The sequence below is a fragment of the Streptomyces sp. NPDC002467 genome, assembly GCF_042889825.1.
Lineage (GTDB): Bacteria > Actinomycetota > Actinomycetes > Streptomycetales > Streptomycetaceae > Streptomyces.
In genome coordinates this window covers 227,045-237,076 of the sequence record NZ_JBIARJ010000012.1, presented here as the reverse complement: position 1 = coordinate 237,076, position 10,032 = coordinate 227,045, and the positions used below count along the sequence as shown (strand labels likewise).

At 73.0% G+C, this 10,032-nt stretch carries 8 protein-coding genes; 3 read left to right on the top strand and 5 right to left on the bottom strand.

The genetic code is table 11. From position 1 onward, the window contains the following. Positions 1-128: 128 nt before the first annotated feature. The 4 genes from ACFYYJ_RS25115 to eccB form a co-directional block, all read right to left on the bottom strand. Positions 129-437, bottom strand: a complete 309-nt coding sequence (locus tag ACFYYJ_RS25115) for a WXG100 family type VII secretion target (RefSeq protein ID WP_385124244.1) — start codon at positions 435-437, stop codon at positions 129-131. Positions 438-484: 47 nt separating this feature from the next. Next, positions 485-823: a WXG100 family type VII secretion target gene (locus tag ACFYYJ_RS25110; protein ID WP_385124247.1), complete on the bottom strand. Its 339-nt coding sequence runs from the start codon at positions 821-823 to the stop codon at positions 485-487. 214 nt (positions 824-1,037) lie between these two features. Beyond that, entirely contained in the window at positions 1,038-2,300 is a 1,263-nt protein-coding gene (mycP, locus tag ACFYYJ_RS25105) for a type VII secretion-associated serine protease mycosin (protein WP_389135583.1), read from the bottom strand. An 11-nt stretch (positions 2,301-2,311) separates the two neighbouring features. Further along, positions 2,312-3,901 (bottom strand): type VII secretion protein EccB, encoded by a 1,590-nt coding sequence (gene eccB, locus ACFYYJ_RS25100; RefSeq protein ID WP_385363868.1) that lies wholly within the window; start codon positions 3,899-3,901, stop codon positions 2,312-2,314. 301 nt (positions 3,902-4,202) lie between these two features. Here eccB and eccE point away from each other — a divergent pair, with 301 nt between their 5' ends. The 3 genes from eccE (at position 4,203) to ACFYYJ_RS25085 (ending at position 8,999) form a co-directional block, all read left to right on the top strand. After that, positions 4,203-5,477 (top strand): type VII secretion protein EccE, encoded by a 1,275-nt coding sequence (gene eccE / locus ACFYYJ_RS25095; RefSeq protein ID WP_385363869.1) that lies wholly within the window; start codon positions 4,203-4,205, stop codon positions 5,475-5,477. Next, positions 5,474-6,172, top strand: coding sequence for a hypothetical protein (locus ACFYYJ_RS25090; RefSeq protein WP_384748896.1), 699 nt, complete (start codon positions 5,474-5,476; stop codon positions 6,170-6,172). The genes eccE and ACFYYJ_RS25090 overlap by 4 nt, the downstream gene beginning before the upstream one ends. Positions 6,173-6,359: 187 nt before the next feature. After that, complete coding sequence (locus tag ACFYYJ_RS25085) at positions 6,360-8,999, top strand: SCO5717 family growth-regulating ATPase (RefSeq protein WP_389135578.1); 2,640 nt, start codon at positions 6,360-6,362, stop codon at positions 8,997-8,999. Between the two features lie 51 nt (positions 9,000-9,050). Here the strand turns inward: ACFYYJ_RS25085 and ACFYYJ_RS25080 are convergent, their stop codons facing one another. Next, positions 9,051-10,007: a bifunctional riboflavin kinase/FAD synthetase gene (locus ACFYYJ_RS25080; RefSeq protein WP_385124263.1), complete on the bottom strand. Its 957-nt coding sequence runs from the start codon at positions 10,005-10,007 to the stop codon at positions 9,051-9,053. Positions 10,008-10,032 lie beyond the last annotated feature (25 nt).

Sequence of the window (10,032 nt, the reverse complement as noted above, 5' to 3'; positions counted from 1 at the left end):
GTGTGGGAGGCTTTTGTTGGGGGGCCCGGGGAGGGGGTTTTCCACCTGCACCGCCACCGCCCGTGCGGGTACACGGACATGCGGAAGGGGCGCGCCCGGACGGGCGCGCCCCTTCTCCCACACCTGGCTCAGAAGGCCTCGGTGAACAGGCGCGAGGCCTTGACGTCGGTGGAGCGGTAGTCGTCCTTGCCGCGCTCGATGGTCTGGGCGACCTGCTCGAGCTGGTTCTTCATGTGCTCGGCCTGGCCCTTGTACTTGGCCTGGAGCTGGACGTAGGCGGCGTGGGCCTCACCGTCCCAGGTGTCCGTGACGACCTTGAGCGCCTGGTCCATCGAGGCCAGGTCGTCGATGATCTTCTTCGAGACCGTGCGGATGCGGTTGGCCATCTGCTGGACGGACTCGTATGTGACCTTGGTGTGGCCGTCAGTGGCAGCCATGTTCTTCTCCTTAGCGCTGAGCGGGGCTTACCGGAATACGACGTGCGTCAGATCGAGTTGAGGCCCGAGGTGTTGCCGCCCGCGTTGGACTGGACGGCGTTGAAGGCCGCTCGCACGTCGTCGTCCTGGGCGTTGCTCAGGTTCTTGGTCTGGGCGACCGCGTTGTGCAGCACGCCGAGCAGCCGACGGATCTGGTCGTGGTCCTCGTTCACCACCGTCTGGGCGTTGACGAACCCCTGGGCACCCACACCGGTCCAGCCCGCGCTCACGGTGGCGAGGATGTCGGCCAGCTCACGGGCCTGGGTGGTGACGGCCTCGGCCGTTTCGGAGATCTTGTTCTTGGCCTGGACGATGGGATCGTCTGCAAGTCCGAAATTGTTGCTCATCCGAAGCTCCTCACTTCTCAATTCGCCGGCAGGAACGGCGGATTACGTGGCGGAGCGGACACTTCCGGCGCGGATTTCGGCCACACGCCCTGGAGATCCCCCTCCGCTTCACGAGAATCCCCCGATCACAGTCGTGAAGCCTGTTGTCACTCTAGCCAGTTCGGCTGCCCTGCCCAACACCAGCGGTCCGCTTCTGTTGATGAACCGTGACCGTTCACTGCAAACGGCGTCTGCGGTTCCGTGTGTCCCGTGCGACGGTCGCGGTGCCCGCGATGACGGCGATGAGGACGGCGCCGATGCCGAGAGCGTACGTGCCCAGGCGCTCCTGGCGCTCCTGCGCCGTCTCGGCCATCGTCAGCTCCGCCACCTCCGGGGCGGCGGCGGGCGGCGGGCCCGGGTCGGGGACCGGGGCCTTGGGCGGCTCGCGGTCCTGGGTGACGGCCCGTACCGGGTCGACGACTCCCCAACCGACGTAGTCGTCGCGGCCCTTGACGGAGCGTTCGGCGGTGTTCTGGATCTGCCAGACGATCTGCTGCACGCTCCAGTCGTCGTGCTCGGCGCGCAGCAGGGCGGCGACCCCGGCGACGTACGGGGCGGAGAAGCTGGTGCCGTTGTCGATGCACTGGCCGAAGCCGGGGACGGTGGAGACCATGTCGACGCCGGGGGCCGCGACGCCGATGAAGTCGCCCGGCTGGGAGAAGGCGGACCGTTCGTTGTTGCGGTCGGAGGCGCCGACGGCGAGCACGCCCGGGAAGGCGGCCGGGTAGGTCTTGCGCTTCTCGCCGCTCATGCCGTCGTTGCCGGCGGAGGCCACGACGACGACCTTGGCCTCGATGGCCCGCTGGACCGACTTGCCGAGCTCGGAGTCCGGGAGCATCGGCACGTCGGTGTCCTGGGAGATGTTGATGACCTGGGCGCCCTTGGCCACGGCGTGGTCGATGGCCTGGCTCAGGGACAGGGCGTCGCCCTTGCCCTGCCCGTCGTTCTGCCGGATCGGGATGATCGTGGCTTCCGGGGCCAGGCCGACGAAGCCCGTGCCCTCCTGCTTGCGGGCCGCGATCAGTCCGGCGACCTTGGTGCCGTGGCCGACGGTGTCGGTGGTGCCGTTGCCCTTCGGGTCGAGGAAGTCCTTGCCGGCGCCGGCGTCGACGGCGTCGGCGAGCTGCGGGTTCGCCTTGTCCACTCCGGTGTCGATGACCGCGACGCGGACGCTGTTGCCCTTCTTGTCCTTGCCCTTGGTCTGCGCCCAGAGCTCGTCGAGGAGCAGGCGTTGCAGGGCCCAGGGGCGGTCGGCGATCTGCTTCTTCATGGGGAAGGTGCACTCGCCGGAGCCGTCGAGGCCGAAGGCGTACGGAGGCCGCGGCGCGGCCGCGGCCGGTGCGGCGCAGGTGCCGAGGAGGACGAGGGAGGCGGTGAGGAGCCGCGCGAGGCGGCCACGGCTGTGACTGCGGCTGCGGGGCTGGGGCTTGGGCGGCATCGGCGGTTTCCTCACGAACCCTGCGGCTGACGGGCGGAGTTGGTGTCCAGGCGCGGGCCCTTGGAGAGGAGCTCCGACCAGGCGATGGGCACCAGGGAGGGGGTCACGCTGCCGTAGCCGAGCCGGATCTGCGCCTGGCTGGCCTCGGGGCGGGCGTCCGTCGAGCCCTTGGCCTGCGGGTCCGCCGCGCCGATCTTCGACTTCTCGGTGTCGCTGTCGCCGTTGCTCTGTACGGCGTACCGCAGGCCGGTGTCGGTGACCAGGAAGAGGGTGCCGCCCGCGGTGGTCTGCTTGCCCTGGACCTGGGTGTAGAGCAGTCCGGAGCCCGGAGTGACGTAGGAACTGGTGCCGCTGGCGGTGATGTCGATGGGGAACGCGGTGCCCGCCCACGTGCTCAGGGTCTGGGCGCCCTGGGCGTCGACGGAGTGCAGGACGTTGCAGACGGTGTCGCGGCCGCCTCCGGGGCCCGCGGCCTGGCCGCCGGCGGCCGGAGCCGTCTCGTTGATCCGCTGGGACTTCTTCTGCGGCCACCTGGTGTCACCGGCGAACCGGGTCGTCGCGTCCGGGTTCAGCGTCTGCAGGTCGACCTCGCGGGCCTTGCCGTGCATGTTGAGGCCGTCGGTGGCGGGGGCCGAGATCAGCAGCCAGGCGACGAACTCGGAGACCGGGACGACCTTCCCGGGCAGCACCACGTAGTTCTGGGTGCCGGCGCCGGTCTGCGCCGTGAGCACCATGCCGACCTTGTTGTCGGCGGCGCCCAGGCCCTTGACGTCGGCGTTGGTCCCGGCCTTCGCGGGGAGCTGCGGGAAGGCCAGCTCGTCGCCGGAGTTGAGGGTGGCCAGCCACTGCTCGGTGACCTGCTGCGGGGTGGCGCCGGTGCCGACCAGGGCGTTGGTCATCGTCCCGGCTGCCGGAGTGCCCTCCGGGAACTTGTACTTCGTGCCCGAACCGTCGACGAGGTAGCGCTCCTTGCCCGCGCCGGTGCTCTGCACGTACAGCACCTGGCTGTCGGTGAGCCTGCGCTGGTCGTCCATGCGGCCGGCCTCGCGGTCCGCGAGGACGAAGGTCGCCGTCTGCACGCCCTTGTTGTTGCCGCCCGGCTGCTGGCAGACGGCCCACCGCTTGGCCTTGCCGGCGTCGTCCTTGGAGGGGAGCCGGTCGGGGGCGTAGGGGATGCCGATGATGGGTCCGCGCGGAACCTTGCCGCTGTCCAGGACGCTGTCGGCGACGGTGACGACCTTGCCGGACTTGGCCGGTTCGAGCAGGAGCCGGGCCGAGGCGAGGTTCAGCACCGGGTGCAGCCTCTTCTGCTCCTTGCCGTCCACCTTCGTCGTCAGGACCACGTACCGCGTCGTCGACTCCTTGCCGACGATGACCTGGACCCCGGCAGCGTCCCACCCCTTGGGGGCGGTCGGCTTGAACATGCCCCACGCGCCGAAGCCCGCGATCACCAGCGCGCCCGTGATCAGGCCCGGCAGGACGGCGCGCAGCGGGCGCGGTGCGCCCTCCTCGGTTCCCGTGGCGGAAGGCTGGAGGAACGCGGCCACCGTGCGCCGCTTCGCAAAGGTGTACGCGTTGAGCTCATCACGTCGTGATGCCATGACCGCTTGCTTCTCCCCGCACGGCCCGGCCGGTGAGTACTCCCCCAGCTACCGCTGGGAGGTGTCCCCGTCCCCGGGCCTCGATAGTCGGACCGGGCACCTACTATGCCTCTTGACGGACCGTATGCAGGGGCCGGGTAGGGTGAGGCTGCCGCTCGGCGCGTTCCGGACCACAGCATTCAGGATCATCGGGGCATCAGGTCTCGTCGGGGTGGATTGGGGAGATTCCGGTGGTCGGGCGGCAGGTGCCGCGCAGCGCCGGAATTCATGGGGCCGGGCCCCGGAAAGGGGAGCTGCGCGAGTGATGGCCACCGCGACGCGGCCACGGACTGGTACCGACGCACCCGCACGGGGCGGAGTGGCGCCGCATCCGAAGTCGAGCCCAGGCCGCTTCGGCCCGTTCCGACTGCAACAGCTCGTACTGCTCCAGGCCGCGGCGGCCGCCCTGCTGGTGGCGTGGGTGGTGGATCCGGTGCTGCTGGTCCCCGCCGGCGTTCTCGCGCTCGCCCTGGTGGTGCTCGCGGTCGTACGCCGTCACCAGCGGTCCCTGCCGGAGTGGCTCGGCGGCGCCCTCGCACTGCGCGCGCGCAAGCGGCGCTCCGCTTCCCTGGCGGTGCCCGCCGGTACCGAGCCCGGGCTGGCGCCGCTCGTCGAGGCGGATCCGGCGCTGCGGACGCTCACCTTCGGCGACCGCGACCGGCGGCCCGTCGGGATGGTCGGCGACGGCACCTTCCTGACCGCGGTCGTCCAGGTGGACACGGACGCCACCGCGCTGCGGCCCGACCGGGCGGAGCGGCCGCTGCCGCTGGGACTCGTACGGGACATCCTCGAAGTGGACGGCATCCGGCTGGAGTCCGCGCAGTTGGTGCAGCACACCCAGCCGGCGCCCGCCCCGCACCTGCCCGCCCAGTCGATGGCCACGCGCAACTACGCCCCGCTGCAGGCCCGTACGGGCACTCCGGCGGTGCGCCTGACCTGGATCGCCCTCAAGCTCGATCCGGAGCTGTGCCCCGAGGCGGTCACCGCGCGCGGCGGCGGACTGGCGGGCGCGCAGCGGTGCGTGGTGCGGGCGGCCGACCAGCTGGCGAGCCGGTTGACCGGGGCCGGGTTCAAGGCCACCGTGCTGACCGAGCAGGAGTTGACGGCGGCGCTGGCCACCTCCTCGTGCGCGAACCCGATGGCGATCACCCAGGCGGGTCGGTCCGCCAGTACGGGGCGGCGCACCGAGGAGACCCCGCGGACCTGGCGCTGCGACGACCGGCGGCACACGACGTACTGGATCGCGCGCTGGCCGCTGCTGGGCGGCTCGGGGGCGGCACTGCCGCAGTTCGTGGCGCTGCTGACCTCGCTGCCCGCGCTGGCGACCAACTTCAGCCTCACGATGTCCTCCGCCGAGCGACAGGGCGTCACCCTGTCGGGACACGTACGGGTGACGGGACGCAGTGACGAGGAACTGGTTTCGGCGCGGCGCGAGTTGGAGCGTACGGCGCGCGGCGTGAAGGCCGGGCTCGTCCGTCTCGACCGGGAACAGGTGCCGGGGCTGTTGGCTTCGCTTCCGCTGGGAGGGGCCCGATGAGGGGTGGCTTCGGGCTGGTCGGCCCGCGCCGGGAGCGGCACGTGGTGTCGGCCTCGGATCTGGACGCGCTGGCACTGCCCGTCGGGGACGACGGGGTCGTCATCGGTGTGGACGCCGAGGGCAGGCCCGCAGTGCTCGGCATCAACCGGCCGACGCCGTACGAGGTGACGCTGATCGGCGGCCTGTGGACGGCGCAGGTGCTGGCGCTGCGCGCGGCGGCCACGGGTGCGCGGGTCGCGGTGGAGACCGGGCGCGCGCAGGTGTGGTCCGGGCTGGCCCAGGCGGCGGGTGGCGGGCAGCAGTGCGTGACCCTGCACGAAGTGGGCCGGGTCCCGCCGCAGGGCGCGTCCGCGGGAAGTCCGGTGCTGGTGATCCGCGACTGCGGGATGCGGCCGCCGCGCGGGCGCGTGGTGGCCGGGCCCTGGCAGTCGGTGCTGACCCTGCTGCCGTATCTGAGCCCGACGGCGCCGCGACTGCTGCAGCAGTCCGCTCTGGTGGGCGTGCAGCGGGTGTCGCCGGACGAGGCGGAGCAGGTCGGACGGCTGATGAACCTGTCGCGGCGGGCGGTGGATTCGCTGCCTACGCTGGGTGACGGGGTGACGCTGTGGTGCACGCCACGGGACCGGCAGTTCGTCATGACGCAGGGGACGGAAGCCGAGACGGGCCTGCTGGGCACGGCCCGGCGCATCGACTGACGGTCGACTGACCATCGACCGGGCCCGGTTGGTCGTCGGCCGACCGGGGAGGGTGGCCCCGTGCCCCGCGCACGAGCGCGCGGGGCGGGGCGGACGGGGGCGGACACGGGCGGCGGGCCGCGATTAGGCTGGGCGCGGGCGCGCGTCGAGGTGGGCGCCGGACCAGTTCGACAGACCAGGAGGACCAGTGAGCGGCGATCGGAACGAGAGGCGCGGCGGGACGTGGGACGTCCCGACGGACGATCAGTCCGACGCGGAGCCCGAGATGACGGGCGAGTTCACCATCGACTACACCCCGCCCGCCTGGTACACGCAGGGCGCGAGCCCGGCCGCGGTGCCGGGGCTGCCCGAGGGCAGCGGTTTCGAGCCCCACCGGCCGTCGGAGCTCGACTCGCCCCGGACCATGCGCGTGGGCCCGCCGGCCCAGCGGCGCGCGCCGGACGGGACGGCCGGGCCGTCGGCCCCGTCCGTCGGCATGCCTCCGGCGCCGGAGGCCCCGACCGCCCCGGCGGAGAGCCTCCCGCCTTACCCGGCCCCGGCCTTCCCCTCGAACCCGACCGGCGGCACGCCCGACGCGGCTCCCGCGTTCCCGTCGAACCCCACGGGCGGCATGCCCGACTCCGCGCCGCCGTACCCGTCGAACCCGACCGGCGGCACCCCCGACTCCACGCCGCCGTACCCGGCACCGGCGTTCCCCTCGAACCCCGTCGCCGGCGCTCCCGGGTCGGACGCGGCCCCGCCCTACCCGGCGGCGCCGTCCACCCCGGCCTCCGGCGTGCCCGGGCCGGACGCGGCCCAGCCGTATCCGGCGGCTCCCTCGACTCCCCTCGGCGGTACGCCCGTACCCGATGCGGCCCCGCCGTACCCGGCGCCGGTGTTCCCGTCGGCGCCCGTCGGCGGCGCGCCCGCGCTCGACGCGGTCCCGGCGTACCCGGCGCCCCTGCCGGCCCCGGTCGCCGACGCACCCGGGCCGGACTCGGCCCCGGCCTTCCCCGTGCCGGCACCGTCGTCGACGCCCGTCGGCGGTACGCCCGTGCTCGACGCCGCCCCGTCGTCCGGCCCCGTCGGGGACGCGCCCGCCCCCGCCGCCCTGGCGCTGCCTCCGGCGGGCGAGGCCGGTGTCGCGCCGTTCGCTCCCCCGGCCGAGCCGCTCCCGCCGTTCCCCGTCCCGGCACCGGGCCTTCCGGCGGCCCCCGTCGGCGGTGCGCCCTCGCCCGACGCTCCCACGGCTCCGGCCGAGACGCTCCCGCCGTTCCCGGCCCCGGCACCGGCCCTGCCGCCGGCGGGCGGCTTCACGGCCTCTCCCGACGCGCCCACCGCGCCCGCCGAAGCGCTCGGCCGGCCCCACGACACCCCGGCCGACGGGGTTCCCGTACTGTCGGCCGCTCCCGGGGACGGCCCGGGCGGTGAACCGTCTCCGCAGCCACCCGCCTTCGGGGCCGAGGACGGCGGCTATTCCTTCGCCCCGCCGCAGCACCAGCCGCCCCAGCAACCCCAACAGCAGCAGCCGCAGGCCCCCGCTCCGCAGCCGACACCGCAGTACGACCCCCGCTCCGGCGGTCAGTGGCCCGCGCCGCAACACCAGTTGCCGCCGCAGCCCCAGGACCCCCGTTACTCCTCCGGCCAGTCCACCGGCGGGGCGCCGCTCGGCTACACCGCCGCCGTCGAGCTGTCGTCGGACCGCCTGCTGCGCAACAAGCAGAAGCCGAAGAGCAACAACAACGCCGCCGCCGGGGGCCGTTTCCGCTTCGGCGGCAAGGCGGCCGAAGCCGAGCGTCGGCGCAAGCTGGAGCTGATCCGCACCCCGGTGATGTCCTGCTACCGCATCGCCGTCATCAGCCTGAAGGGCGGCGTCGGCAAGACCACGACCACCACCGCCCTCGGTGCCACCCTCGCCACCGAGCGCCAGGACAAGATCCTGGCCATCGACGCGAACCCCGACGCCGGCACCCTCGGGCGCCGCGTCCGCCGCGAGACCGGCGCCACGATCCGCGACCTGGTCCAGGCGATCCCGTACCTGAACTCGTACATGGACATCCGCCGGTTCACCTCTCAGGCGCCCTCCGGTCTGGAGATCATCGCCAACGACGTCGACCCGGCCGTCTCGACGACCTTCAACGACGAGGACTACCGCCGCGTCATCGAGACGCTCGGCCGCCAGTACCCGATCATCCTCACCGACTCGGGGACCGGGCTCCTCTACTCCGCCATGCGCGGGGTCCTGGACCTGGCCGATCAGCTGATCATCATCTCGACCCCGTCGGTGGACGGCGCGAGCAGCGCCAGCACCACCCTCGACTGGCTCTCCGCCCACGGTTACGCCGATCTCGTCTCGCGCTCCATCACCGTCATCTCGGGGGTCCGCGAGACGGCCAAGATGATCAAGATCGAGGACATCGTCCAGCACTTCGAGACCCGCTGCCGCGGCGTCGTCGTGGTGCCGTTCGACGAGCACCTCGCGGCCGGTGCCGAGGTCGACCTCGACATGATGCGACCCAAGACGCGCGAGGCGTACTTCAACCTCTCCGCGCTCGTGGCGGAGGACTTCGTACGGGCCCAGCAGCAGACGGCCCACGGCCACTGGGGTGCCCAGCAGCCCCAACAGCCCCAGCCGCACCAGCAGCCCCCGTACGGCCAGCCCCAGGGCCAGCCGCAGTACGGGCAGCAGCCGCCCCAGGCCCCGCAGCCGCAGCAGCCGCAGCAGCCCTACGGCCAGCCGTACCCGCAGCCCGGCCAGCCCTGGCAGCAGCCCCCGGCGCCCCAGCAGCCGCACCCGCCGCAGAACCCCCAGCAGCAACAGCCCCCGCGCGACCCGCGCCTCGGCTGAGAACGACCGAGGGCCCGTACCACCACCGGTACGGGCCCTCGGTCGTTCGCGTCAGCGCGACAGGTCGTACGCGTCCGTCAGCACCCGCGCCCGCTTCACGTCGTCCGCGATCGCCTCCAGCAGCCCGTCGAGCGACTCGAACTTCGCCATCCCGCGCACGTACGCCAGGAAGTCCACCGCCACGTGCATCCCGTAGAGGTCCAGGCCGATCCGGTCGATCGCGTACGCCTCCACGGTCCGCTCGGTCGCGTCGAACTGCACGTTCGTCCCCACCGAGATCGCCGCGGGCATCCGCTCGCCGGCCGCCGTCAGCCAGCCCGCGTACACCCCGTCCGCCGGGATCGCGGTGTGCGGGGCCGTCTCGACGTTCGCCGTCGGGTATCCGAGCTCGCGACCGCGCTGCGCACCGCGCACCACCACGCCCTCGACCCGGTGCGGACGGCCCAGGATCTCGGCCGCGCCGTCCATGTCGCCCTCGGCGACGAGCCTGCGCGCGAGCGTCGAGGAGAACGGCACGCCGCCGCCCGCCTCGCCCCGCTCGACCAGGTCCACGACCTCGACCGTGTAGTCGTAGGTGGAACCCAGCTCGCGCAGGAAGTCGACGTTCCCGGCGGCCCGGTGGCCGAAGCGGAAGTTCGGTCCCTCGATGACGGCCCGGGCGTGCAGCTTGTCGACGAGCACCTTCACGATGAAGTCGGCCGGGGACAGCTGCGAGAACTCCGCCGTGAACGGCAGGATCAGCAGCGCGTCGACGCCCAGCCCGGCCATCAGTTCGGCGCGCCGGTCGTACGGGGCCAGGATCGGCGGGTGGCTGCCGGGGCGGACGACCTCGCTCGGGTGCGGGTCGAAGGTGACCACGACCGACGGGACGCCAAGCTCGCGCGCCGCCGCCACGGCCCGTCCGATGATCAGCTGATGCCCTCGGTGCACGCCGTCGTAGGAGCCGATGGTGACGACGCTGCGTCCCCAGTCCTGGGGGATCTCCTCCAAGCCACGCCAGCGCTGCACTGTGACCGCTCCTCGCCCGAACCCG